Raw genomic sequence first — 25,285 nt, 5'->3', positions numbered from 1 at the left:
TAAGACCCTTTGGGGGCCCTCAGGCAAGGACAAGAGTTAGCGGTGTTAGCCGCTTTCTTTTGCCTGGCGGTTTCAAAGGCTAAGTGCAACAGCGGGGTTGATCGCAATATCCTGTTCCGCGCATTTTTCCATAAAAGCTTCTGCAGGGGTCTTCCAGCCGAGCGTCTTGCGCGGACGGATGTTCATGCGCATCGCGATCAGGTCGAGCTGGCGCTGCGAGAACACGGAGAGGTCTGTGCCTTTGGGCAGGTACTGGCGCAGCAGACCATTGGTGTTCTCGCAGATACCGCGTTGCCAGGGGCTGTGCGGATCGCAGAAGTAGATACGGATACCGGTGGCCTCGGCAAGCTTTTTATGTTCTGCCATTTCCTTGCCCTGGTCGTACGTCAGGGTCTGGCGCAGTTCTGCCGGCAGCGGCGCGAACGCCGCACTGTAGGCATCAAGCGCCGCCTCGGCGGTGCTGCCATCAATCTTCACCAGCATCACGAACAGGGTGCTGCGATCAATCAGGGTCCCCACGGCCGAACGGTTGCCCGCACCCTTGATCAGATCGCCTTCCCAGTGGCCCGGAATCAACCGGTCGTTGGCCTCGGGCGGGCGCACATGAATGCTCACCATGTCGACGAGCTTCCCACGGCGGTCCTGCCCGCGTGTGCGCGGCTTGCGCGTGCTACGCCCCTGCCTGAGCAGGGCAACCAGTTCACGCCGCAATGCGCCACGCGGCGCGGCATAGATGGCGTGGTAGATCGTTTCGTGCGAGACGTTCAAGGCAGGTTCTTCGGGATGCACACGTTCGAGTTGGGCGCACACCTGCTCAGGCGAGAGGCCGCCTTCCAGGTATTGACGTACCTCGGCCCACAATGGTCCGTCAGGATGCAGCTTGCGCTCACAGCGCGGCTTGCGCCGCAGCCTTGCCGCCCGGCGGCCCGCGTTCGCGGCATTGTAGCCGCCAGCGATAGCGGGACGTCCCATTGGACCTCGCTCATGATCCGGCTTCCAGCCATTGCGCCTGAGTTCACGGCTGATCGTGGCTGGCGAACGCCGTAACACACGTGCAATCTCCCGCGTACTCTTGTTCTCCTGCTTCATTGCAAAGATAGCACCGCGCTCCTCGGCACCAAGGTGTTCGTATTTTTGTCCCATGCAACACATCCTAAATGAAGTGTTGCACTTGATCCTTGAAACCGCCCCTACTTTTCTTTGCGGCGGCAAAGAAAAGTAGGTGCCGCCCCGCACAGGGGCGACGCTTGAACGGCAAACACCATCACGCGGATGCCAGCAAAAACACAAGCAAACCAACCCGTCCGCACCACGAAGTCAAACCGCGGATGCCAGCGCAAAGGCCAAAACACCAAACAAAACCGCCCGCGCCGGAAAGGAGCAAACGCAGTTGCGAACACAAAAGCAACCCCACCCACAGCGTCGCAGACAAAAAAAATCCCCACACACTTCCGCATGCGGGGACCGCGATAAAGCAACCCAACGACAGCGGCTCGCGCCGCCATCGAGGTGCCTCAACTTTTACGCTGCTGCGTCCTTCAGCTTCTTCAACGCACGTGCCTTGACCCGCACGCTTGCCGGCTTCGCCGGGAACCAGCGATCCTGACCCGTGAACGGGTCCTTGCCGAAGCGCTTCTTCTTCGCCGGAACAGTCTGAACGACGATCTTCAGAAGACCCGACAGCGTGAATTCGCCAGCGCCCTTCTTGTGGACCGAACCGAGGATCGTGTCTTCGAGTGCAGCCAGAATTGCCTTTGCCGACTTCGGCTCGACGCCCGCACGCTCCGCAACGTGTGCAGCCAGCGAGGCCTTCGTGAAGGTGTCCTTGATCGGCGAGGGAACGCCGGACGCCTTCACGGCGACCTTCTTAGCCGTGACTTTCTTTGCGGGAGCAGCAGCTTTCTTTGCAGCAACCTTCTTCGTCGGTACCGTAGCAGCCTTCTTGGCTACCTTTTTTGCGGAAGTCGCCATATTTCTCCTACCTCTAAGGGTCATTGATTGCGAGAAGCGCACGCGATATGCACACGCTTCAACGCCGGATTCTACAAGCGCTTTTGCTTTCTGCGCGAATCTTTTGTGTATAACGGTTACGGTTTGTTGCGTGGCGCTGACTACGTCGCGCATTTCGAGCCTGTTTTTAAGGGGTAAACGCGATCGCCTGGCGATTTCGCCGCACCTGTCCAGCACGAATCGTCAAACCCAGCGCCTCGCAGGAAGACCCCAGTCTCAACGACGAAATTGAACGTCCGTTACGCGCGCAAGCGTCAGGGACGCCTGACAGGACGGTATGCACGACCCCTCAAAAGCACGCTCAAGTCCTTGATTCGACACGTGGCAGCAGCTTCGCGAGCGTCGCAAGCGCGGTGTCGATCTGTTCGGCCTCGATGCCGCCATAGCCAAATACAAGCCCTGGCTGCGGCGTTGCGCGCACATAGAAAGGCGCGAGCCCATGCAGTGCGATCGATTCGTCGCGGGCCGCTTCGATCACGGCCGCCTCTGTGAGCGGCGCCTTCAGCAACGCAGCCATATGGATACCCGCCGTCGGCACGATAGGCTCGAACCAGCGAGCGAGGTCGCCCTGCAGATGCGCAAGCAGGCTTGCGCGGCGCGCTGCGTAAAGCTTGTGCATCCGCTTCAGGTGCTTGGCGAAGTCACCGTTCAGCATGAAACTGGAAAGCGCGGTCTGCGTCAGCGAGCAACCATGCCAGTCGCCAATCTGCCGCGCCTTGCACAGCGTGTCGAATAGCGACGCGGGCGGCACCATGTAACCGACGCGCAGCTCGGGGAAGATCGTCTTCGAAAACGTTCCCACGTACGCGACGAGGCCCGTGCGGTCGAGGCTCTTCAGCGGCTCCATCGGCCGTCCTTCGAAGCGGTATTCGCAGTCGTAGTCGTCTTCGATGATGACGGCGTCGCGCTGTTGCGCCCATTCGAGCAGCTCGACGCGCCGCGCGAGACTCATCGGCATGCCGAGCGGAAACTGATGCGACGGCGTCACATAGACGAGCCGCGCGTGCTTCGGCAGCTTGCTCACGACCAGGCCTTCGGCATCGACGGGCACGGCTACGACCTTCGCGCCCACGGCCGTGAGGCACGCGCGCGCGGGAGGATAGCCGGGGTCTTCAATAGCGGCGACGTCGCCGGGACGCAACGTCACGCGCGCGATGAGGTCGAGGGCATGCTGCGCGCCCTGCGTCACGATGACGTCCTCCCAGTTGCTCGCGACGGCGCGATTAAACGCGAGATAGCGCGAGATCGCGAGCCGCAATTCCTGTTCGCCGGCGGCATCGCGATACGTGCCGCGTCCGCGCGACTGCACGCGAAGCGCGTGGTTCACGCAGCGGCGCCAGACGTCGAAAGGGAAATGGGACTTGTCGGTAATGCCGCCGATGAAGTCGTACGGTGTGCCGGGCGTCGTTTGCGGGCTGAGTACCTCGGGGACGGTGTGCCATACCGGTTGAGCGCGGGCGCTGGAGCTGGGGGCTGTTTTCGCGTCGTGGGCGGCACGCGCGTGTGCTGGCTTTTCGGCGGGCAGCCGCTGCAAACCTCCGGCGACGAAGGTGCCCGAGCCGGGGCGCGCATGCAGGAAGCCCTCGGCGAGCAGGCGCTCGAAGACGTCGAGGGTCGTTTTGCGGGAGACGCCGAGTTGCGTCGCGAGATCGCGGGTCGAAGGCAGTTGGGTGCCGCCTGCCAGGCGGCCTTCGATTATTCCTGCGCGCAGTTGTCGGTAGATTTGCCCCGCCAGGTCGTGGCGGCCCTCTACGGATAGGTGGATTTCCATTTCAGTTTTGGTTCTGGTTTGGTTTTTGCCTGCGGCGCTTCTGGTTGTTGTTAGCTTAGCGTGCGCGTCGCGGTTCGGTGGGTTTGTTTGTGCGTTCGCAGTTGAGGTGTTTGCTGCGCAAGCGGTTTGGTTTTTTTGACCTTGCGCGGGTATCCGCGGTTGAGGCTTCGCGGCGCGGGTGTTGGTCTTGGTTTTGGTTTTGGTTTTGGTCTTGGTTTTGGTTTGCTCGTGTTTTCGCCGGCATCCGCGTATTGCCTTCGTGCTTCAAGCGTCGCCCCTGTGCGGGGCGGCACCTACTTTTCTTTGCCGCCGCAAAGAAAAGTAGGCAAAAGAAAGCGGCTAACACCGCCAACATTTCTTCCTGCCTGAGGGCCCCCAAAGGGTCTTACGCTTCACACGGCAGCATTTCTGTTCGCGTTCGTTGCCAACGCTTCGAATGATCGTCTCACCCACTTCAAACACCCGAACAAGAGCTAGCGGCAGCGAATGGTTTGCGCCGCCCAGGTGGCAAACTGTGTGTAGGTTGTCGTGTCGTATAGCTTGGCGCTCGTACATGGTGGAACGCGTGCGCTATCGGTCCGGAGTCTCAGGATTACCCACATCTTGCAAGGAGAGTGGTGAATGATCGCTTGTAAACAGTCGGCGTCGATGTTAACTTTGGCCCATTCTGTTCGCAACGGTAGTCGGGATTGGTCGACGAGAACGAGACAGATGACTGGGCAAGTGCCGAATTTGGCGAGGCTGATCTGGGTGATGCGCGCCTGGCGCAGCGTCTTGTTGCGCTGGCTCGCCGACTCGCGTGCAGTCCGCAAGGTTCATTTCCTCAATCGCTCAAGCCGGCCGAACTGAAGGCTGCCTACCGTTTCTTCGATAATACGCAGGTCGACACGAACGGGATTCTCGCGCCCCATATTGCGCAAACACTTGATCGCATGAGACAGGTGCCGATCGTGCTGGCGATTCAGGACACAACGGAGTTCAACCTGTCGCATCTGCCTGCGACGGAGGGGCTGGGGCGCGGCACTGGCAACAATGAGCAGGGTTTCATGATGCACAGCCTGCTGGCAGTCACGCCCGATGGCTTGCCGCTAGGCGTGCTGGGCGTGAAGACCTGGGTACGCCCCGAAGCGGTGTTCGGCAAGAGTGCCCCCGCAGTCACGCGCCCGATCGAACAGAAGGAAAGCGTCAAATGGCTTGAAGGAATCGATCATCTCGCGGCACTCAAGGTACGTTGCGAACAGACGCGGTTTGTCTGTGTTGGAGACCGCGAGAGCGACCTTTACGAACTGTTTTCCGCCGAACGCCCCGCCGGAGTGGACTGGTTGATCCGCGCAACACACAACCGTGTAGCGCGTCATCCGCAAGGCTACCTTTGGGAAACTGTTCTGGCCACCACGCCCCTTGGCAACACTGAACTGCGGATACCAACCAGAAGCAAACTTCCTCAGCGCATAGCGCGACTGACGTTGCGTTGTGCGAGCGTGCGACTGCAATCTCCAAGAGCGCGCGCAAGCCGCCGCAGCCTGCCTGAGGTCGACGTCTTTGCGATTCACGCCATTGAGGATAATCCCCCGAACGGTGTTGAACCGCTTGAATGGATGCTGCTCAGTTCGGTGCCCACGAGCTCGCTTGAAGAAGTTCTCGAACGGCTGGCCTGGTACGCCAGACGCTGGACCATTGAGACGTGGCACCGTGTGCTCAAAAGCGGCTGCCGTATCGAGGCGCGCCAGTTCGGCACGCTCGAGCGGTTTGTGAGAGCGACTGCTCTGTTTGCCGTCATCGCGTGGCGCATCCTGTATGCCACGCTGCTTGCGCGAACGGGCACGCAGCTGTGCTGCGAAGTATTGCTCCAGCCAGTTGAATGGCAGGCGCTCTATTGCCATACCCACGCAACCACGCAACTGCCAGAGCAGGTTCCAACGCTGCAACAAACCATCGTGTGGATAGGCATGCTTGGCGGCTATCTGAATCGCACGCATGACCGCCCACCAGGACCGACAGTCATATGGCGTGGATTTCTCGTCCTGCACGAAATTACGAAGATGTATCAGCTCTTCAGGCAAAGCGGATAGCATGCTCAGTAAAAATGTGGGTAATCCTGAGGTCCGGAGTGAGGCGTGTGAGGTGCTACGGCCTACACACAGTTTGCCACCTGGGCGGCGGCGGACTACCTGGCACGGCGTGCTGTAACGCGGACATATGAAGCGGGTGAGGCGCAGCGCAAGAGCGTTGGCAACGAACATGGGTCACGTGATTGCCGTGTGAAGTGTGGGACCAGTTGGGGGCCCTCAGGCAGGAAGAATATCTGGCGGTGTGAGCCGCTTTCTTTTGCCTACTTTTCTTTGCGGCGGCAAAGAAAAGTAGGTGCCGCCCCGCACAGGGGCGACGCTTGAAGCACGAAGGCATAACGCGGATGCCAGCAAAAACACGAGCAAACGAACCCACCCGCGCCGCGAAGCCTCACCCGCTGATACCAGCGCAAAGTCAAACCCACAACACCAACACCAAAAGAAAAAGGCGCACCCAAAAAGGCACGCCTTGGAAGACCGCTCTGCCCCGCAGGGGCAAAAGAAAACCTTACTGCACCGAGGCCGCCACGCCCTCACCGCTGCGCGCTTGCTCAGCGCACTGCTGATGCGCCCGCGAAAGGCGCCCCATCAGCGGCAGCAACAAGATAGCAACAACAGCCCCAACAGCAGCCAACCACCCAAGCTCAGCAAAGAGCTTCGTATACAGCGGCAAAGAGATCAAAGGATCGAGATCCCCAGCCGGCATCTTCGCCAGATTCGCAACAACACTACCCAGATACTGCGACACGCCCGTCGCCACAAAATAAGCGCCCATCATAAAACCGCTCATCCGCGCCGGCACATATCGCGCGATCATCGCGAGCCCGAGCCCGCTCACCAGCAACTCGCCGAGCGAGTACAAACCATAACCCCCGACCATCCACCACGACGACACCCGCCCGTTGACGGCAAAACTACCGCTCCATGCGTAAACGAAAAATCCCGCCGCCACCACGGCAAAACCAAACGCATACTTCGCCGCAACCGGCACGTCCTTACCGCTCTTCGCGAGCTTCGTATACAGCATCGCAAGAAGCGGGCTCAGCAGCATGATCCAGATCGGATTCAGCGCCTGGAACTGCGCGGCGCTCCACGCAAACAAATGCGCACCGAACAGCGAGAACGTCGGATCGACATTGCGCAGCGCGAACAACGTCAGCGACGTCGACATCTGCTGATAGAACACGAAGAACAGAATCACCTGCAGCGTCAGAATCAGCGCAGCCAGCAAGCCTGAGCGCTCCGACCGCTCGCAGCTGAGCAACATGTACGCGAAGATCGCCAGAATCGCGACGCCCGCCGTGTACACGCATGCGACGGCAATCGCCTTGTGCTGCAACACGAACGTCGTCGCCGTGCCGAGCGCGATCCCGCCGATCGCAACAGCCAGCACGCGCTTCCAGCGGATCGGTTCGGCATCCGGCGCGGAACCAACGTGCGTCAGCGTGCGGAACATCAGGAAGTAGTTCACCACGGCGATCAACATGCCGCCGCAACAGACGGCGAACGCCGCGTGCCAGCCCCAGTGATCCTTGATCCACGGCGTCGCCAGCATCGACACCGTCGAGCCGATGTTCACCGCCATGTAGTAAATCGTGAACGCGCTGTCGATGCGCGCATCGTCGCCTTCATAAATGCGCCGCACGAGGTTCGCGGCGTTCGACTTGAACAGCCCATTGCCAACCACGATCACGCCCAGCGACGCATACATGAACTCGAGGCTGTCGTTCGGCAGCGCAAGCATCAGGTAGCCAGCCGCCAGCACCAGCGCGCCGAAAATCATCGAGCGACGCGCGCCGAGAATCTTGTCGCCAATCCAGCCGCCGATCGACGGCGACGCATACACGAGCGCCGCGAACGCGCCCCACGTGAGCGTCGCGCGGCTATCGTCAAAGCCGAGCCGGTCGATCATGAATAGCACGAGCAGCGCCGCCATGCCGTAGTAGCCGAAGCGTTCCCACATCTCAATGAGAAAGACCGTCGAAAACGACCGGGTCTGGGATACGGGTGATTTCATGCTTTCCTCTTATTTACGCGATAGCAGCCGCGCGCGCATGCGTCGAGCGGACGCAATGCCACGTGGCGAAGCTGGAAAAACTGGAGATCGTCGATCACTTGCCGTGGCCGATGCGCAAAGCGGCATCGAGCGACGGTTCAGTGCGATACGAGCAACGGACAGCGTGGTCCGCGTCGAAAACGGAACAACCAGGACTTCAGCGGGAGGCCGTCAACGCGAACAGCGCGTGACGAAAGGCTCAATGATAAAGCATCGCGCGAGCGGACCGCTTCGGCGGTTGCATCGAAATACGCGTGCTGGATATGCGGGATGGATGCGGAAAGACTGCGAAAGAAATCGACATGGATGTTCACCTTCATTCGTCGGTGGCAGTCCGGTCAGGACGTACCGATCAAAACGCCGTCGCAGGATCGCTGCAAACGGGAGTGCAGGCGGATCAGCCCGGCTGGGCCAACCCGCGCGAGGTTGCGATTGTGCGCATCGAAACGCGACTTGTCGCTTCGGGAATTCACTGACATGCGCGCTGCCCGTGCACGATCCGTCTCAATGCATTACCGGTCTTCTAACGCAAATCCAATAAGTGAACTTTGCGATCTGGCAACATAGAGTACTTTCTCGAAAAGATCGGATCTGCGTGAACGGCATGGAAGAGTTATCAAGTCGCGCAAGGCTGAGCGGGAAAGAGCAACACGTCATCAAACAAAATTTGCTTATATCAAACTAATTTTGACGGACTAATTTGGTTTTGTTATGGTCACGACACTTGAGAAAGACACGGCACTTGCACTGGGGAGCAAGATCCGCGCGCTGAGGCAAAGGCTGAAGCGTACGCTTGACGAAACAGCGACAGCAGCAGGCATTTCGAAGCCGTTCCTGTCGCAGGTCGAGCGCGGTCTCGCGTCGCCGTCCATCACGTCGCTGGCAGGCATTGCGAATGCGTTGGGAGTGAAGGTGCAGTATTTCGTCGACACACCAAGCGAAGAGCGCTCGGTGTGTCGCGCAAACGAGTTGAAGTTTTTTGGTTTCGCAGACTCGGCGAACCTGTTTGCCCGGATGACCAATCTGTCGGGGGGCCGTCAGTTGGAAGCCATCCTTGTGAGGATGCCACCCGGGCAAAAGCGTTCCGAAGTCACGACACATGCCGGTGAAGAGTTCATCTATGTCATCGAAGGGCAAGTGTCGTTGACGCTGGAAGGCAAGACCTTCGTGCTGCGCGCCGGAGACAGCGCGCATTACGAGTCGACGGTGCCGCATAGCTGGGCCAACACGGCCCGCAAGGAATCGGTCGTCGTGTGGGTAGGTACGCCGAGATTGTTTTAGAAGGCAGGCATTCGATCCTGGTTGGAAGCGCTTCCGCAAGTCGGGGGGCGCACAAAATTCCGCTGTAGGATGCCTGTAATAATAATTGTAAGGAATCCTGCATGCCGTACACCGAACAAGGGCCGCCTCGGCCTTCATCACGCGGATAACCGTCAGTGGCGTCCGCGCCGCTTGCGTTTCTCTCCCGACTCTTTCTGCGAATCCAACCATGAAAACACCGTTCGTTTATACGACGGCGCTGGCCGCGCTCGTCCTCACATTTCAGCAACACGCATCGGCCGTCACGGTCCCGTCGGGCGCCACGCTCGCCGCGAGCCAGGAACTGACCCGTCAGGTTCCCGCCGAAACCGAATCGCTCGACCCCGCGCACATCGAATCGTGGACGGGCAACACGATCGGCCTCGATCTGTTCGAAGGCTTGACGCGCATCGACGCAACGGGCGCGATCGTGCCTGGCGTCGCGCAGTCGTGGACGCGCACCGCGCCCGACACGTGGGTCTTCAAGCTGCGTCACGATGCGAAGTGGAGCAACGGCCAGCCCGTCACGGCAGCGGACTTCGTGTATGCGTGGCAGCGCGTCGTCGATCCGAAGACGGGTTCGAAGTACACGGTGCTCGTCGAGTTCGTGAAGAACGCGAAGGAGATCATCGCGGGCAAGGCGCCCGTGACGAGCCTCAGCGCGCGCGCCGTCGATCCGTACACGCTCGAAGTGAAGACCGACGTGCCCGCCGCATTCTTCCCGCAACTGACGGCGATGGCGACGATGGCCCCCGTCGACAAGGCAGTCGTAACGAAGTTCGGCAACGACTGGACGCGCCCGGCGAACTTCGTCGGCAACGGCGCGTTTGCGCTGACCGACTGGCAGCCGAACAACCGCCTCGTCATCAACAAGAACGGCAACTACTGGAACGCACCGAAGGTCGCGATCTCGAAGGTCACGTATCTGCCCATCGAAAGCGACGAAACGGCAATGCGCATGTACCAGGCCGGGCAGTTCGACTACACGTACACGATTCCGTCGGGCATCTACAACCAGGTCGACAAGCAGTTCGGCCAGCAGTTGCAGAAGGGCCTGCAGATCGCAACGTATTACTACAGCCTCAACAACGACGACCCCGTCTTCAAGGACAAGCGCGTGCGCCAGGCGCTGTCGATGGTGGTCGATCGCGAGCTGCTGACGTCGAAGCTCACGTCGAGCGGCGAACTGCCGATGTACGGCCTGATCTCGAAGGGCACGGAAGGCGCCGCCGTCTTCAAGCCGGAGTGGGCATCATGGCCGATGGCAAAGCGCGTCGAATACGCGCGCAATCTGCTGAAGGAAGCCGGCTACTCGGATGCGAAGCCGCTCACGTTCACTTTCACGTACAACACGAACGATCTGCACAAGAAGGTTGCCCTCTTCGTTACGTCGGAATGGCGCACCAAGCTCGGCGTCACCGCGAAGCTGGAGAACGTCGAGTACAAGGTGCTGCTCAAGCAGCGTCATGACGGCAAGGTGCAGGCGTCGCGCGACGGCTGGTTCGTCGACTACAACGACGCGATGTCGTATTTCGACCTGATCCGCTGCGGCAGCGTGCAGAACGACCAGCACTACTGCAACCCGAAGGTCGACGCGCTGATCGATCAGGCCAACCAGCAGACCGACGACAGGCAGCGCACCACGCTGCTCTCGCAGGCGCATGACCTCGCGATGAACGACTATCCGATGATCCCGCTGTTCCAGTACTCGGCGGCGCGTCTGGTGAAGCCGTACGTCGGCGGCTACGCATCGACCAACTATCTCGACATGCGCGCGTCGCAAGACCTGTACTTGCTCAAGCACTAAACAGCAGGAACCGCACTCATGCTTGCATACACGTTGCGCCGCACGCTGTGGGCGATCCCGACGATACTCGCCGTGATCACCGCATGCTATCTGCTGCTGCATCTCACCCCGGGCGGCCCGTTCGATACCGAGAAGCATCTGTCGGATGCCACGCTCGCGAACCTGAACGCGCGCTATCACCTCGACGAGCCCCTGTGGCAGCAGTATCTGCACTATCTGTGGGCGCTGCTGCACGGCGACCTAGGCCTGTCGTTCCGCTACACCGACTGGTCCGTCACCGATCTCGTGCTGAAGGCGCTGCCCGTGAGTCTCGGCGTCGGCGGCGTGTCGGTGCCGATCGCCGTGGTGATCGGCGTCACGCTCGGCACGATTGCCGCCGTGCGCCGCGATAGCGTGATCGATCACGCGGTGATGGTGCTCGGCAATATCGGCAACGTCGTGCCGCCGTTCGTGCTCGGCCCGCTGCTGGTGTGGGTGTTCGCCATTCTGCTCAAGACCGCGGACGGCCACGGCTGGCTGCCCGCGGGCGGCTGGGGCGAAGGCGAGTGGCGCTATCGCGTGCTGCCCATCGCGCTTCTGACGATCATCAACGTCGCGCTGATCGCCCGCGTGATGCGCGGCAGCATGATCGAAGTGCTGTCGGGCAACTTCATCCGCACCGCGCGGGCGAAGGGCCTGCCCGCGCGCACGATCGTCCTGCGCCACGCGATGAAGCCCGCGCTGATGCCCGTCGTGTCGCTGCTCGGCTCGGTATGCATTTCGTCGATCACGGCGGCTGTCGTCACCGAATCGGTGTTCGCGCTGCCGGGTATCGGCCAGCTCGTCGTCAACGGCGCGATCAACCGCGACTACACGCTGGTGCTCGGCCTCGTCGTGCTGACGACAGCCGTCGCTGTTCTCTTCAACCTGCTCGTCGACCTTGCGTACGCATGGCTCGATCCGCGTATCCGCTATTGAAACCGATGAGAATGCCACCTGTTTCATTGACCGTCGTCGATGCGCCGCCTTCGCGCAGCCCGCTCGCGACGGCCGCGCGCCGCTTCGTGCGCAATCGCGCGGCGTTCGTCGCGCTTCTGTTGCTGGCCGTCATCATGCTCGCGTGCTTCGTCGGGCCGCTGCTGTCGCCGAACAACGCGATCGACAGCGACTGGTCCGCGATCAGCCTCGCGCCGACACTCGACAACATGCACTGGTTCGGCACCGACGAACTCGGCCGCGACCTGCTGGTGCGCACGCTGGTCGGCGGGCGCGTGTCGCTCGAAGTCGGTTTGCTCGGCACGCTCGTATCGGGACTGATCGGCGTCGCGTGGGGCGCGACGGCCGGCTATCTCGGCGGCAGAGTCGATGCCGTGATGATGCGCATCGTCGACATGATGTACGCGATCCCCTACATGCTGATCGCGATCCTGATGATGACGCTGTTCGGCCGCGCGTTTTATCTGGTCGTGCTGACCATCAGCGCTTTTTCGTGGCTCGACATGGCGCGCGTCGTGCGTGGGCAAACGTTGTCGTTGCGCTCACGCGAATTCATCGACGCAGCCAAAGCGATCGGCGTCGATTCGCGTTCGATCATCACGCGCCATATCGTGCCGAACCTGATCGGCGTCGTGGTCGTCTATGCGACGGTCACGGTGCCGGGCATCGTGCTGACGGAATCGGTGCTGTCGTTTCTCGGCCTCGGCGTGCAGGAACCGATGACGAGCTGGGGCGTGCTGATCCAGGACGGCGCGCAGAAGCTCGAATCGACGCCGTGGCTGCTGCTGTGCCCCGCTCTCATGCTGTGCGCGACGCTTTATAGCGTGAGCTTCGTCGGCGACGGCCTGCGCGATGCACTCGATCCGAAGGACCGCTGAGATGGCACAGAACAAGGCACTACTCGAAGTCAAAGACCTGAGCGTGCGCTTCGCGCGCCGCGACGGCGCGCCCGTCGACGCCGTGCAGCGCGTGTCGTTCTCGCTCGACAAAGGCAAGACGCTCGGTATCGTCGGCGAATCGGGCTCGGGCAAAAGCCAGACCGTGATGGCGCTGCTCGGCCTGCTCGCGAAAAGCGGCAAGGTCAGCGGCGAAGCGCTCTACAACGGCACGAACCTGCTGACGATGAACGAGGCCGCGCTCAACCGCATTCGCGGCGACCGCATCGGCATGATCTTCCAGGACCCGATGACGTCGCTCAATCCGTTCCTCACGATCGAGCGGCAAATGACGGAGACGCTGCAACTGCATCGCAAGCTGTCGCGCCGCGAGGCGAAGCAGCGCGCGATCGAAACGCTCGAACGCGTGCGTATTCCCGATGCGGCGCGCCGTATCGGCATGTATCCGCACGAGTTCTCGGGCGGCATGCGCCAGCGCGTGATGATCGCGATGGCGCTGTTGTCGGAACCCGAAATCCTGATCGCCGATGAACCGACCACGGCCCTCGACGTCACCGTGCAGGCACAGATCATCGAACTGCTGCGCGAGCTGAACCGCGAGCGCGGCACCGCGATCATCCTGATCACGCACGACATGGGCGTGGTGGCCGGTCTGTGCGACGACGTGATGGTGATGTACGCGGGGCAAACGGTCGAACAGGCGCCCGCGCAGCAACTGTTCGCCGCGCCGACGCATCCGTACACGATCGGCCTGCTGAACGCGCTGCCGCGACTCACCGACGATGACGACCAGCCGCTGCAAACCATTCCGGGCAATCCGCCGTTGCCGGGCATGGCGACACAAGGCTGCGCATTCGCGCCGCGCTGCACGTACGCCGAAGAGCGATGCCGCGCGACCCGTCCGGCGCTCGAACCGATCGAAGGCGAAGTCCATGCGCTGCGCGCGTGCCATCGTCCCGTCCAGGCTATCGCGGAGGTGCTATGAGCGCCCAGGAAACCCTACTCAAGGTCGACAACCTCAGCGTGCATTTCAGCATCGCGCAGGGCGGCTATCCGTGGTCGAAGAAGGCGACGCTGCGCGCCGTCGACGGTGTGTCGTTTGATGTGCGTCGTGGCGAGACGGTGGGCCTCGTCGGAGAATCTGGTTGCGGGAAGTCGACGCTCGCGCGCGCGATCATCGGCCTTACGCCGGTGACTTCGGGCAGCGTACAGTGGAAAGGACGCGAGTCGGTGAAAGGCACGTCACGCGATACCACACAGATTCGCCGCGACGTGCAGATGATTTTTCAGGACCCGCTCGCATCGCTCGATCCGCGCATGACGATCGAACAAATCGTCGCGGAGCCGCTGAAGACGCATCAGCCGCAACTCGGCCGTGAGGAGATACGCGTACGCGTGCGGACGATGCTCGAACGCGTCGGGCTGAGCAACCATCATCTCCGCCGCTATCCGCACGAATTCTCGGGCGGCCAGTGCCAGCGCGTGGGCATCGCGCGCGCGTTGATCGGCGAGCCGCAACTGGTGATCTGCGACGAGCCGGTGTCCGCGCTCGATGTGTCGATCCAGGCGCAGATAGTCAATCTGCTGCGCGATCTGCAATGCGAGCTATCGCTGTCGCTGCTGTTCGTTGCACACGATCTGGCCGTCGTGAAGGCGATCAGCCAGCGTGTGCTCGTGATGTACCTGGGCCGCGTGATGGAGTTCGGCGACAAGCGCGATGTGTATCGCGAGCCGCAGCATCCTTACACGCGAGCGCTGCTGTCGGCCGTGCCGCTGCCCGACCCGGTTGCCGAGCGTGCGCGCAAGCATGTGCTGTTGCGCGGCGAGATTCCGTCGCCGCTCACGCCGCCTTCGGGCTGCGCGTTCCGAACGCGCTGCCCGGATGCAATCGATGCCTGCGCGAACGAGCGGCCCGTTACGAGCGCAACGGGCATCGGTCATACGCAGGTCGCCTGCATACGCGCCGTCATGACCTGACAACCCTTTAGCTTCACACAAACCTTTTTCCACGACGCAGCTAGCCGCTGCGCCGAGGGAGGCGTTCGTTCGCGCGACGGCGGGAACGGGCGAGAAAGTGTGGCACGGCCGACCGCCGCGCCGCTGTTTCATCAACTAGAAAAAATGGAATTGCAATGACAACCCAACGATCCACATCAGGAGCATCGAAGTTCGCGTTGCTGGCAGTGGGCCTGCCCGCACTGACGATCGCCACCGCCGCGCTGGCCGACGACGCAGTTGCGCCCGCCGTACCTGCCGCGGCGAGCGCCGCCGTGGCGCAGGCTGCGCCGGCGTCGCCCACGGCGCCAGCCAAACCGAAGCTCAAACACACACCGAATGTCGCTGAGGTGCAGCCCGAAACCAACAACGCGCTCGTGAACGCCGAAGCCGACCAGGCCGTGACGCCGCCCGCGCCGTTGTCGAGCCAGGCGAAAAGCAAAGGCCTGATCGCCGACAGCCATCTGAACCTGCTGTTCCGCAATTACGCCGACCAGTTCGACAACGAAGGCGGGCCGCACCGACACGCGTGGGTTCAGGGCATGCAGGCGAACTTCGAATCGGGCTTTACGCAAGGGCCCGTGGGACTCGGCTTCGACGCGTCGCTGTTTGCCGCGCTCAAGCTCGACGGCGGCAACGGTGCGGGCAACATGGTGCACGTGGCGAAGGGCGGCGGCGGCTCCGATCAGCTCGCGTGGGCGTATCCGGGCATGTACGACATCAAGGGGCGCATCTCCGAGACGGTCGTCAAGTATGGCTTGCAGATCGTCGACAACAACCCGTTCATGGAACCGCACGACAACCGCGCGTTGCCGCCGACGTTCCTCGGCGTGTCGGCCGTGAGCAACGATATCCATAACGTCACGCTGCAAGCGGGCAGCTTCACGAAGGTCGACCCGCGCGGCCACACGAACCTCGTAGACCTGACGACATCGTACGGCGGCACGACGTTCAAGCGCCTGTCCTACTTCGGCGGCAACTGGGACTATTCGCCCAACGGTACGGTCACGCTGTACGCGGACCAGGCGGAAGACGTGTGGAATCAGTTCTACGCGGCGATCTCGCATTCGATCGGCGATGTGAACACTGTCAAGTGGGCGGGTCTTGCGAACATCTACTCGACGCATCAGACGGGTTCGGCGCTGCAAGGGCATATCAACAACAATGCGTATAGCCTGTCGCTGTCGGCGCAGCATGGTCCGCATCAGGTGTTGCTCGGTTATCAGCAGATTCTTGGCGACCAGTTCTTCGATTATGTGAACGAGACGAACGGCATTTATCTCGTGAACTCGATGGACGTTGACTACAACGCGCCGCATGAAAAGTCGTTCCAGTTGCGGTATACGTTTGATGGCAAGTATGCCGGCTTGCCCGGCTTCAAGGCGATGCTGTGGGGCGTGACGGGCTGGGGCGCGGATGCTTCGGCTGGCGCGGCGTCAAATGCTATCGGGCCGTATACGCGGAATGGCGAGTATGTGCACGGCACGCATCATGAAATCGGCTTTATTCCGAGCTATACGCTGCAAAGCGGGCGGTTCAAGGATACGAAGATTACGTTTATCGCGATGTATCACAAGTCGACGGCGCACTATTCGGACCCGGATAATATGGAGTATCGGCTGGTGGTGAATGTGCCGGTGAAGGTGTTCTGATTTTTTTTGTCTGCGACGCTGGGTGGTTTGCTGGTTTTGTCGCTGGCATCCGCGCTACGGTGTTTGCCGTTCAAGCGTCGCCCCTGTGCGGGGCGGCACCTACTTTTCTTTGCCGCCGCAAAGAAAAGTAGGCAAAAGAAAGCGGCTAACACCGCCAGTCCTTGTTCCTGCCTGAGGGCCCCCAACGGCCCCGTATTTCACACGGCAACGTATCTGTACGCGTGCGTTGCCAACGCTCTCTCCATACGCCTCACCCGCTTCATGTGCCCGCGTCGCAGCACGCCGTGCCAGATAGACCTCGGCCGCCCAGGTGGCAAACTGTGTGTAGGCTTTCGCGCCGTACGCGCATCACTCCGGACTGAATCGCAAGGTTGGTGTTTCTGGTAAGAGCACTAACCTGTGCGGTGCGACAACCTACACACAGTTTGCCACCTGGGCGGCACAAACCATTCGCTGCTGCTGGCCCTTGTACGGGTGTCTGAAGTGGGGGAGGCATCAGTTCGAAGCGTTGGCAACGGGCAGGCGATAGCGCGTTACCGCGTGGAGCGCGGGGCCGCCGGGGGCCCTCAGGCAAGAAGAAATGTTGGCGGTGTTAGCCGCTTTCTTTTGCCTACTTTTCTTTGCGGCGGCAAAGAAAAGTAGGTGCCGCCCCGCACAGGGGCGACGCGTGAAGCACGAAGGCATAACGCGGATGCCAGCGCACAGGCTAGAACAACCAAACCGACCGACAACGCCCGCGCCGCAAAGGCCGAACCGCGAATAGCAGCGCAAAGCCCAAAACAACCGACCCAGCGTCGCAGACAAAGAAAAAATCAAAAGATAACCGACACAACAATCGACAACCAAACCGCAATCATCCCAACCAGAAACATCCCCCGCGCGGAGCGCACCTTCTTATCATTCGTATCAGGCTCGACGGGACTGGTCGCCACCCACGGCACGAGACCCAAAAACGCAAACCCAACAATCGCAAGCCCAGCAACGAACCTGTCGGTAGGCGTCCAGTGGCCTCCTTCCTGGAGGCCCCAATAGCCAAGAAAGATAATACCGATCGAGAACGTCGTCGCGGAAGCCGTGCACAGCGCTGGCACCGATCCCTGGGGAATGGGCATGGTCCACCTCGCGTGATTCAGTGCCGTCGATTCTACTTCAGCTTCGCCGCGTTCTGGCCCCTCCGCGTTGTTACGCGGATAACCGCGCCAACCTCGCCTCATAAGCTTTCAGATGGCTGTACGCGATACGCAGCAGCGACAACACGCCGTCCTTCTGCGCCTCGCCGCCACGCGCAATCAGATCGCCGACGATATGATCGGCCTCGATCCGCGACTGCCCTTCGATATCGCGCAGCATCGACGCCGTCAACGCCGAGCCATCCGCAAACAGAATGGTCTGCGCACGCGCATTGGACGCCTCGCCGATGGCATAACCGTTCGCCGCCGCGACCGCCTTGCATTCGGCCAATATGCCTTCGATCACACGCCGCCCATCCGGTGTCTTCAGAATGTCGCCGATCGCGGCACGGTGCAAACAGGTGTTGGCCGCAAGCGTCGCGAGGAACACCCACTTTTCCCACATCTGCTGAAGGATGTTGTCGGACGCCGTCGAGTCGAAGCCCGCACCATCGAACGCCGACGCAACCGCTTGCACGCGCTCGCTCAGCCCACCGCCGAGCTCGCCGAAGCCGATCGCATGCATGTCGTTCAGATGCACGATTTCGCGCTCACGATTCAGCGTCGCGGCGATCACGCACTGCCCGCCCAATACCTTCGTCGCGCCGAATCGCTGCTTGAGCACATCGATATGACGCATTCCGTTCAGCACGGGCAGGATCATCGTCGATTCGCCGACAGCGGATTCGAACGATTCAATCGCATCGTCCAGGTTATACGCCTTGCAGCTCAACAGCACGAGATCGTATGGCTGCGCGATCTGATCCGCGAGCACGGTCTTCACGTCGCGCAATGTCACATCGCCGCGCGGACTTTTAATGACGAGCCCGAAGTGCCGCAGTTCTTCAGCGCGCTTTTCGCGCACGAGAAATGTGACATCGCGGCCCGCCTGCACAAGACGTCCGCCGAAGTATCCGCCCACAGCGCCCGCGCCCACTACGAGAATTCGCATTGCTCCTCCATTGGTCCGTTTGCGTGGCGTACGCCATGCGCATGCAGTATGTCGCAAATCGACGATGCCCGCAGCGGACTTGCGTGTCCCGCTGCGGGCATCAGAACAGCAACGAAAACCGCGTCAGATAATTTCCAGCGCGAGCGCAATGCCCTGCCCGCCGCCGATGCACAACGTCACGATGCCGCGCTTGAGGCCATCGCGGCGCATCGAATGGATGAGGCGCGTCGTGAGCACCGCGCCCGTTGCGCCGATGGGATGACCATGCGCAATCGCGCCGCCTTCGACATTCACTATGTCGAGCGCCAGCCCCAGCTTCTGCGCAACGGCAAGCGGCACGGCAGCAAACGCCTCGTTGATCTCGACACGTTCCACGTCGCCGAGTTTCCAGCCCGCGCGTTCGAGCGCGATCTGCACGGCGGGCACAGGACCGAGACCGAACATGCCCGGCTCGACGGCTGCGATGCCGAACGAAACCAGACGCGCGGACGCTTCAATGCCATGCACCTCCGCATAGTCACGCCCCGCGACGATCATCGCCGCTGCACCGCTATTGAGGCCTGGCGCATTGCCCGCCGTGATCGTGCCATCGGGACGAAACGCGGGGCGCAGTTTCGTGAGCGTCTCGATCGTCGTGTCGGGACGCGGCTGCTCGTCGCGCGCGAACTGCACCGCGCCCTTGCGCCCCGCGATTTCGACGGCGACCAGTTCCGCGTCGAACACACCCCGCTCCTGCGCGGCAGCAAAGCGCTGCTGCGAGCGCGCCGCCCATTCATCCTGCGCGGCGCGCGTCAGTTCGGCCTTGCTCACGAGGTCTTCCGTGTGCCAGCCGGAGTGCTCGTTCGAGAACGCATCGACGAGGCCGTCGCGCAGCATGCTGTCGTGCACTTGCGCATTACCCATGCGGTTGCCCCAGCGTCCGCTTTCGAGCAGATACGGCGCGCGGTCCATGTTCTCCATGCCGCCCGCGACAGCCACATCGCCGAGTCCGAGCGCGATCTCCTGCGCCGCCGACACGATCGCCTGCGCGCCCGATCCACACACGCGGTTCACCGTCAACGCTGGCACCGACACGGGCACGCCGCCGCCGATCGCCGCCTGGCGCGCAGGGTTCATCTTGTTCCCCGCCTGCACGACGTTACCCATCACCACCGACGACAACGCCTTCGCATCGAGCCCGCCGCGCCGCAGCGTCTCGCGCACCACAGCCGCGCCCAGCTGCACGGCAGGCACTTCTTTCAACGACCCGCCGAATGCGCCAATCGGCGTGCGGACGGGATGGGCAATCACAATATCGCGAGCATTCATCGCTATTCCTCAGGTTGAAGGACTACGCTTCGATGCCTCGCGCAAACGAGGCACTTTCATTCCGCTTCATTTCGATTTAGTTAGACGCGACATCCGTCGATGGCTTCGCCTTCGCAACATCGCTATTGGCCGGCACATCCCAGCCACCGCCGAGCGACCGATACAGCGCAACAGCCGCCTGCGCATGCTCGCGCTTCGCCTGATTCAACGATTCCGCGTCGCGCAGATAGGCCTCTTGCGCATCGAGTACATCGAGGAAGCTCGACGCGCCGCCCTTGTACAGCTCAGTGGAAAGTTTCAGCGCCTGCCCCGACGCACCGAGCGCGCCACCGAGTTTCTCGACCTGCGCGTCGCCGTTGACGAGATCGCTGCGCGTGTCCTCGATTTCCTTCAGCGCGTTCAGCATCGTCTGCTGCAAGCCGAGTTGCGATTCGCGCATGCGGCTCTCGTTCTGCTCGATGTGCGCGGTAATGCGGCCCGCGTTGAAGATCGGGCTCGTCGCGTTCAACGCCGCGCTAAAGAGGTTGTCCGTCAACGTCGGCAGGCCGAGATACGACGACGCGAGAATGCCGTCGGTCAGGCTCAGATTGAACTTCGGATAGCGGTCCGCTCGAGCGACGCCCACTTCGGCCGCGCGCTGCTCGACGGTTGCGTAGGCGGTGCGCACATCAGGCCGGCGCAGCAGCGCTTCGGACGGCAGCGTCTGCGGCACGCTTTGCGCAGGCACGGGAATGGGATGCGCCTCGCTGAGCAACAGGCTGTCGACGCTTTCCGGCGTGCGTCCCGAGTACACGGCGATCAGACTCATGTCGTGCTGAATGTCCGAGCGGATCTTCGGAAGCTGCGCCTGCAAATCCTGCAACTGGTTCTGCGCGCGCGCCACGTCGAGCTGCGTCGACAGCCCGTATTTGAGCCGCTGTTGCGTGAGCTTCAGCGCGCGAGCGCGGATTTCCTCGTTGTCGTTGACGATTTGCAATTGCGACTGCGCCCAGCGCAAGTCGATATACGCGGCGGCCGCATTCGCGGCCAGCGCGAGCCGCAATTCGTTCAGCGCCGATTGACGCCCCGACACCTGCGCCTGCGCCGCGAGCACCGCAAGGCGTTCGCCGCCGAATACATCCGGCTGCCACGAAGCCGTCAAGCCGATACCCGCCTGCTTCACATAGCCAAGCGGCGGCGGCGTGTTCTGCCGCTCATACGCAGCCGTCGCGCCCGCGTCGAGTTGCGGCGCGAGTGCTGCGCGCTGCTGCTTCGTGACCTGCTGCGCCTGCTTCACGCGCTCGACAGCGGCTTTCACGTCGAGGTTGTCGTTGAGCACGATGTCCACGAGCTTATGCATCGCCGGGTCGCCGAATTGCGACCACCACTGGTCAGCATCCACGGTATCTTTCGGCGCGTCGACGCTCCATGCGTCCGGGGCGACGGTCTTCACCGTCTGCGGCAAGTCCGCATGTGTCTCGGGCTGCACGGCGCACGCGGCGAGCGTCATGGCGGCGGCAACGGCGAGCGCTTTGGCTACGATCGTTTTCATGTCGGGTCTTCCAATCATCGGATGTGTTGATGGCTTTCGCGTGGTTCAGTGCGCTTCAGTGTGCGTCCGGCGGCGGCGCGGTAAGACCGAAAGGCCGCGAGAACAGCACGCTGATCAGGCCCACTGCGAAGCACAGCGAGACCGCGAGGAACGTGTCGGAGAACGTCAGCACGAGCGCTTCGCGCATCAGCAGCGAATGCAGCGATGCGAGACCCGCCGACGCGCCGTTGATCACGTCGCCACCGACCGCCGAGAAATGCGCGGCCTGATTGCGCAGCATCGCTTCGATCACCGGGCGGCCAGCCGTCACGTGTTCGTCGAGCCGTTCGTAATGCAGGTTCAGGCGGTCGTTGAGCATCGTGCTGCACACCGCAATGCCGATCGCGCCGCCCAGGTTACGCATCAGATTGAACAGGCCGCTCGCCGACTTGAGCCGCGAAGGCGGCAGCGAACCGAGCGCCATCGTCACGATGGGCGGCACGCAGAACTGCTGGCCGACGCCGCGCAGCACCTGCGGAATCAGCAGTTCGTGCCAGCCCCACTGGTTCGTCAGCGGCACATACAGGTAGCAGCCAACACCAAAGCAGATCAGGCCGAACACCATCAGCAGCCGCATGTCGACCCTGCGTGCGAGAAACGAGTAGGCCGTCAGCGCGACCAGTTGCGCGCAACCGACCGACAGCAGCGCGAGACCGATCTGCAGCGAATCAAAACCACGCACACGGGACAGAAACACGGGTGTCAGGAACACCGTGCAGAACAGGCCGATGCCCGTGATGAACGACAACAGGCTGCCGATACCGAAGTTGCGAATTGCGAGCGCCCTCAGATCGACGATCGGCTCTTTCGCCGTGAACGCATGCACGAGAAACAGGAAGCCGCAGATCGCGCAGATCCACGCGCAGAACAGAATCGCGTTGTCGCCGAACCAGTTCTTGCGCGGCCCTTCTTCGAGCACATATTCGAGGCAGCCGAGAAAGCCCGACATCAGCACGATGCCCAGATAGTCACCCGTCTTTAGCAGCGAGATATCGGCGTGATCGACGTTGACATAGCGCGGCACGAGCACCGTGACGAGCACGCCCGGCACGAGGTTCAGATAGAACAGCCAGTGCCACGACCATTGATCGGTGATCCACCCGCCAATCACGGGGCCGATCGTCGGCGCAAGCGATGCGAGCGCGCCGATCGTCGTCGCGGCGATGATCCGCTGCTTGCCCGGAAACAGCATGAAGGCGGTCGTGAACACGGTGGGGATCATCGCGGCGCCCGCTGCGCCTTGCAGGCCGCGGAACAGGATCATCGAGTTGATGTCCCATGCGAGCCCGCACAGCATGCTCGTGATGGTGAAGCCCAACGCGGAGGCCGCGAACACCCAGCGCGTCGAAAACACGCGCGTGAGCCAGCCGGACATCGGAATCACCATGATTTCGGCGATCAGATACGCGGTCTGCACCCAGGAGAGTTCATCCTGGCTCGCCGACAGGCCGCCGCCGATATCCTTCAGCGACGACGCCACGATCTGGATGTCGAGCGTCGCCATGAAGAAGCCCAGGCACAGCAGCGAGAACGCGAAGACTTTGGTTGCGGTCGGCAGATCGGCCGGGTTTGCGGGTGCGGATGTCGTCTTGCTCATGATGGTCGCGGCGTCCGTGGGTTACGAAGCCGAGCGGGCTGCGTCGTGGCTCGCGTCTGCGTCGGAGCGCAGATGCACCTTCACCGTTGCCGAGAGGCCGGGGCGCAGCACGCCTTGCATCTCCTTCGGCACCGACAGCCGCACACGTACCGGGACGCGCTGCACGATCTTCGTGAAGTTGCCTGTCGCGTTCTCCGCGGGCAGCACGCTGAAGGTCGCGCCCGTCGCCGGCGCAAGGCTCTCGACCACGCCTTCGATGGGATGGCTCGACGCATCCAGATCGACATCGACGGTGTCGCCGACCTTCATCTTCTTCAGCTGGTCTTCCTTGAAGTTCGCGTCGATCCACAGTCCGCTAGCGGGCACCACCGTCAGCAGCGACACGCCGACATTGGCCAGCACACCCACGCGCGCCGTGCGATTGCCGACATAGCCGTCGATGGGAGAACGGATCGTCGTGTACTCGACGTTGAGCGCGGCGACACGTTGCGCCGCCACGGCCGTCGCGATGCGGGCATGCGCGTCGTTGATCTGCGCATCGAGCACGGGCAACTGACGCTGCGCCGCCGTCAACGCGGCGCTGCTGCGATCCACGGCAGCGTGCGCTTTCGCGAGGTCCGCATCCGCGCGCTCGACGACCTGGTTCGATACCGCATCGTCCTTCACGAGTTGGCGGTAACGCACCGAGTCCGACGCGCTGCGCGTGAGTTCCGCACCCGATGCACGCACTTCGGCGGATTGCTCGTTGATCGTCGCGAGTTGTAGCGACTTCTTCGCTTCGAGCTCCGTCACAGCCGCTTCCGCGCTCGCGACTTCGGCATTGGCCTGCGCGAGGCGCGCATCGTAATCGCGCGCGTCGAGGCGGATCAGTACCTGCCCCGCTTTCACATACTGGTTGTCCTGTACCAGCACGTCGTTGACGAAGCCGTTCACCTTCGGCGCAAGCACGGTGACGTCACCGCCAACGTAGGCATCGTCAGTGGTTTCGACAAAGCGGGCCACGAAGAACCAGTACGATGCGGCCGCCGCAACAACGACGACGACGGTGAGCACCGCCAGCAGCATCCACGGAATGCTGCGCGTCTGTTTCGCGGCGCCGACGACGCTCGGCGGAGCAATAGAAGGAGTTGTAGACATGGCTCTATGTGCGTATGCACTGGGAATCGTTGAAAAAAAGCGCCTGGAAGCGCCCGCTTTATTGCCTGAAAACGTGAGTGTTAGCGCCGGGTCATGTCGAACAATTCTTCGCGCAGACTCGCTGCACGCTGCGGTCCGAAACGCTGCTCGAATTCTTCCTGCGCCGCGAACCAGTGGTCGCGCGCCGCCTGCAACCGTTCTTCGCCAGCTGTCGTCAGCATCACCGTCAACACGCGGCGATTGCTGCGCGACGCTTCCGTGAACAGGAGCCCGTCGCGCTGCAGCGGCTGGATCGCGCGGACCAGCGTAGTACGTTCCATCACCATCGAGTCGGCGAGCTCCTTCATCGTCATCCACTTGCGGCGGCGCAGCCGGCACATAATCGAAAACTGCGTGGTTTTCAGCCCCACCTGACCGAGATGACGGTCGTATAGCTGCGTCACATAGCGCGCCGCCTGGCGGATCGCAAAGCAATCGTCGTTGGGCGAAACCTGTATTTCTTCAGTGTCAGTTTCTACGTGCATATGCACACCATTGAATCGATTTCGTCGAGCGCGCGATACAACGCGCTAAAAGAACAACCGGATTACGAAGTCAGATTGAACAGCTCGGCGCGCAATGCCTTGGCGCGGCTGCGACCGAACTTGCTTTCGAATTCGTCCTGCGCGGCGCGCCACGCGATGGCGGCCTGCTCGAACGTTTCCTTGCCCGCTTTCGACAGGCTGAACTGATAGGTGCGGCCATCGTGCTCGGACGGCTCGCTGAGCACGAGGCCATCGCGCTGCAACGGCTTCAGCGCGCGCACGAGCGTGGTGCGTTCCATCACCATCGTGTCGGCCAGCTCGACCATGGTCAGGCCGGGCTTGCGGGCGAGCTTCGCGACGATCGTGAACTGCGCCGCCGTCAGGCCAACCTGGCCGAGATGGCGTTCGTAGATCTGCGTGACGAACCGCGCCGCCTGGCGCAGCGCGAAACAGTTGCAATCGTCGTGAGAAATGGGCTTGCTCATGAGAAGGAAGTCT

Annotated in this window: 20 protein-coding genes; 8 read left to right on the top strand and 12 right to left on the bottom strand. The window is 62.0% G+C overall.

Annotation, left to right across the window (positions count from 1 at the left end; all coding sequences use genetic code 11):
- Positions 1-72: 72 nt before the first annotated feature.
- The 3 genes from C2L64_RS20085 to pdxR form a co-directional block, all read right to left on the bottom strand.
- On the bottom strand, positions 73-1,143 hold the full coding sequence (locus C2L64_RS20085; protein ID WP_079483546.1) for an IS30 family transposase: 1,071 nt from the start codon (positions 1,141-1,143) through the stop codon (positions 73-75).
- 378 nt (positions 1,144-1,521) lie between these two features.
- Positions 1,522-1,971 carry an HU family DNA-binding protein gene (locus C2L64_RS20080; protein WP_007587329.1) on the bottom strand — a complete coding sequence of 150 codons (450 nt, stop codon included), beginning with the start codon at positions 1,969-1,971 and terminating at the stop codon, positions 1,522-1,524.
- 340 nt (positions 1,972-2,311) lie between these two features.
- On the bottom strand, positions 2,312-3,781 hold the full coding sequence (pdxR, locus tag C2L64_RS20075) for a MocR-like pyridoxine biosynthesis transcription factor PdxR (RefSeq protein WP_007587326.1): 1,470 nt from the start codon (positions 3,779-3,781) through the stop codon (positions 2,312-2,314).
- Positions 3,782-4,470: 689 nt separating this feature from the next.
- Here pdxR and C2L64_RS20070 point away from each other — a divergent pair.
- Positions 4,471-5,853, top strand: a complete 1,383-nt coding sequence (locus C2L64_RS20070) for an IS4 family transposase (RefSeq protein ID WP_090838341.1) — start codon at positions 4,471-4,473, stop codon at positions 5,851-5,853.
- Between the two features lie 505 nt (positions 5,854-6,358).
- On the opposite strand, the gene C2L64_RS20065 is transcribed toward C2L64_RS20070, so the two are convergent.
- Positions 6,359-7,867, bottom strand: a complete 1,509-nt coding sequence (locus tag C2L64_RS20065) for a peptide MFS transporter (RefSeq protein WP_009771519.1) — start codon at positions 7,865-7,867, stop codon at positions 6,359-6,361.
- 750 nt (positions 7,868-8,617) lie between these two features.
- Between C2L64_RS20065 and C2L64_RS20055 the strand changes: the two genes are divergently transcribed.
- The 7 genes from C2L64_RS20055 (at position 8,618) to C2L64_RS20025 (ending at position 16,530) form a co-directional block, all read left to right on the top strand.
- Positions 8,618-9,187, top strand: a complete 570-nt coding sequence (locus tag C2L64_RS20055) for a cupin domain-containing protein (RefSeq protein WP_007743723.1) — start codon at positions 8,618-8,620, stop codon at positions 9,185-9,187.
- Between the two features lie 208 nt (positions 9,188-9,395).
- Positions 9,396-11,012: a peptide ABC transporter substrate-binding protein gene (locus C2L64_RS20050; protein WP_009771520.1), complete on the top strand. Its 1,617-nt coding sequence runs from the start codon at positions 9,396-9,398 to the stop codon at positions 11,010-11,012.
- Positions 11,013-11,030: 18 nt separating this feature from the next.
- Positions 11,031-11,969, top strand: coding sequence for an ABC transporter permease subunit (locus C2L64_RS20045; protein WP_009771521.1), 939 nt, complete (start codon positions 11,031-11,033; stop codon positions 11,967-11,969).
- A gap of 11 nt (positions 11,970-11,980) precedes the next feature.
- Complete coding sequence (locus C2L64_RS20040) at positions 11,981-12,865, top strand: ABC transporter permease (protein ID WP_165489560.1); 885 nt, start codon at positions 11,981-11,983, stop codon at positions 12,863-12,865.
- 1 nt (position 12,866) lies between these two features.
- Entirely contained in the window at positions 12,867-13,868 is a 1,002-nt protein-coding gene (locus C2L64_RS20035; protein WP_009771523.1) for an ABC transporter ATP-binding protein, read from the top strand.
- Positions 13,865-14,860, top strand: coding sequence for an ABC transporter ATP-binding protein (locus C2L64_RS20030; protein ID WP_009771524.1), 996 nt, complete (start codon positions 13,865-13,867; stop codon positions 14,858-14,860). Before C2L64_RS20035 ends, C2L64_RS20030 begins: the two co-directional genes overlap by 4 nt.
- A gap of 155 nt (positions 14,861-15,015) precedes the next feature.
- On the top strand, positions 15,016-16,530 hold the full coding sequence (locus C2L64_RS20025) for an OprD family outer membrane porin (protein ID WP_039903042.1): 1,515 nt from the start codon (positions 15,016-15,018) through the stop codon (positions 16,528-16,530).
- An 812-nt stretch (positions 16,531-17,342) separates the two neighbouring features.
- On the opposite strand, the gene C2L64_RS20020 is transcribed toward C2L64_RS20025, so the two are convergent.
- The 8 genes from C2L64_RS20020 to C2L64_RS19985 all read right to left on the bottom strand — a co-directional run bounded on the left by C2L64_RS20020 (position 17,343) and on the right by C2L64_RS19985 (position 25,272).
- Positions 17,343-17,642 carry a hypothetical protein gene (locus C2L64_RS20020; protein ID WP_007747305.1) on the bottom strand — a complete coding sequence of 100 codons (300 nt, stop codon included), beginning with the start codon at positions 17,640-17,642 and terminating at the stop codon, positions 17,343-17,345.
- A gap of 70 nt (positions 17,643-17,712) precedes the next feature.
- Positions 17,713-18,651 carry a 2-dehydropantoate 2-reductase gene (gene panE, locus C2L64_RS20015; RefSeq protein ID WP_009771629.1) on the bottom strand — a complete coding sequence of 313 codons (939 nt, stop codon included), beginning with the start codon at positions 18,649-18,651 and terminating at the stop codon, positions 17,713-17,715.
- Positions 18,652-18,774: 123 nt separating this feature from the next.
- On the bottom strand, positions 18,775-19,959 hold the full coding sequence (locus C2L64_RS20010) for a thiolase family protein (protein WP_007747300.1): 1,185 nt from the start codon (positions 19,957-19,959) through the stop codon (positions 18,775-18,777).
- Positions 19,960-20,035: 76 nt separating this feature from the next.
- Entirely contained in the window at positions 20,036-21,490 is a 1,455-nt protein-coding gene (locus tag C2L64_RS20005) for an efflux transporter outer membrane subunit (protein WP_007747297.1), read from the bottom strand.
- Positions 21,491-21,545: 55 nt separating this feature from the next.
- Complete coding sequence (locus tag C2L64_RS20000) at positions 21,546-23,126, bottom strand: DHA2 family efflux MFS transporter permease subunit (protein ID WP_009771628.1); 1,581 nt, start codon at positions 23,124-23,126, stop codon at positions 21,546-21,548.
- Between the two features lie 21 nt (positions 23,127-23,147).
- Positions 23,148-24,263 carry an HlyD family secretion protein gene (locus C2L64_RS19995; protein WP_039903115.1) on the bottom strand — a complete coding sequence of 372 codons (1,116 nt, stop codon included), beginning with the start codon at positions 24,261-24,263 and terminating at the stop codon, positions 23,148-23,150.
- Between the two features lie 80 nt (positions 24,264-24,343).
- Positions 24,344-24,787: a MarR family winged helix-turn-helix transcriptional regulator gene (locus tag C2L64_RS19990; RefSeq protein ID WP_007747276.1), complete on the bottom strand. Its 444-nt coding sequence runs from the start codon at positions 24,785-24,787 to the stop codon at positions 24,344-24,346.
- Between the two features lie 62 nt (positions 24,788-24,849).
- A complete protein-coding gene (locus C2L64_RS19985) occupies positions 24,850-25,272 on the bottom strand; it encodes a MarR family winged helix-turn-helix transcriptional regulator (protein WP_007747272.1) in 423 nt (140 codons plus the stop codon).
- Between the last annotated feature and the right edge of the window lie 13 nt (positions 25,273-25,285).

Source organism: Paraburkholderia hospita (genome assembly GCF_002902965.1).
Lineage (GTDB): Bacteria > Pseudomonadota > Gammaproteobacteria > Burkholderiales > Burkholderiaceae > Paraburkholderia > Paraburkholderia hospita.
This window is presented reverse-complemented; position numbering and strand designations above follow the sequence as displayed.

Coding starts and splice junctions, on each gene's coding strand:
- C2L64_RS20080 (WP_007587329.1), bottom strand. CDS start 1,971: ATGGCGACTTCCGCAAAAAAGGTAGCCAAGAAGGCTGCTACGGTACCG.
- C2L64_RS20045 (WP_009771521.1), top strand. CDS start 11,031: ATGCTTGCATACACGTTGCGCCGCACGCTGTGGGCGATCCCGACGATA.
- C2L64_RS20050 (WP_009771520.1), top strand. CDS start 9,396: ATGAAAACACCGTTCGTTTATACGACGGCGCTGGCCGCGCTCGTCCTC.
- C2L64_RS20035 (WP_009771523.1), top strand. CDS start 12,867: ATGGCACAGAACAAGGCACTACTCGAAGTCAAAGACCTGAGCGTGCGC.
- panE (WP_009771629.1), bottom strand. CDS start 18,651: ATGCGAATTCTCGTAGTGGGCGCGGGCGCTGTGGGCGGATACTTCGGC.
- C2L64_RS19985 (WP_007747272.1), bottom strand. CDS start 25,272: ATGAGCAAGCCCATTTCTCACGACGATTGCAACTGTTTCGCGCTGCGC.
- C2L64_RS20065 (WP_009771519.1), bottom strand. CDS start 7,867: ATGAAATCACCCGTATCCCAGACCCGGTCGTTTTCGACGGTCTTTCTC.
- C2L64_RS20010 (WP_007747300.1), bottom strand. CDS start 19,959: ATGAATGCTCGCGATATTGTGATTGCCCATCCCGTCCGCACGCCGATT.
- C2L64_RS20085 (WP_079483546.1), bottom strand. CDS start 1,143: ATGGGACAAAAATACGAACACCTTGGTGCCGAGGAGCGCGGTGCTATC.
- C2L64_RS19995 (WP_039903115.1), bottom strand. CDS start 24,263: ATGTCTACAACTCCTTCTATTGCTCCGCCGAGCGTCGTCGGCGCCGCG.
- pdxR (WP_007587326.1), bottom strand. CDS start 3,781: ATGGAAATCCACCTATCCGTAGAGGGCCGCCACGACCTGGCGGGGCAA.
- C2L64_RS20040 (WP_165489560.1), top strand. CDS start 11,981: ATGCCACCTGTTTCATTGACCGTCGTCGATGCGCCGCCTTCGCGCAGC.
- C2L64_RS20000 (WP_009771628.1), bottom strand. CDS start 23,126: ATGAGCAAGACGACATCCGCACCCGCAAACCCGGCCGATCTGCCGACC.
- C2L64_RS19990 (WP_007747276.1), bottom strand. CDS start 24,787: ATGCACGTAGAAACTGACACTGAAGAAATACAGGTTTCGCCCAACGAC.
- C2L64_RS20005 (WP_007747297.1), bottom strand. CDS start 21,490: ATGAAAACGATCGTAGCCAAAGCGCTCGCCGTTGCCGCCGCCATGACG.
- C2L64_RS20030 (WP_009771524.1), top strand. CDS start 13,865: ATGAGCGCCCAGGAAACCCTACTCAAGGTCGACAACCTCAGCGTGCAT.
- C2L64_RS20055 (WP_007743723.1), top strand. CDS start 8,618: ATGGTCACGACACTTGAGAAAGACACGGCACTTGCACTGGGGAGCAAG.
- C2L64_RS20020 (WP_007747305.1), bottom strand. CDS start 17,642: ATGCCCATTCCCCAGGGATCGGTGCCAGCGCTGTGCACGGCTTCCGCG.
- C2L64_RS20025 (WP_039903042.1), top strand. CDS start 15,016: ATGACAACCCAACGATCCACATCAGGAGCATCGAAGTTCGCGTTGCTG.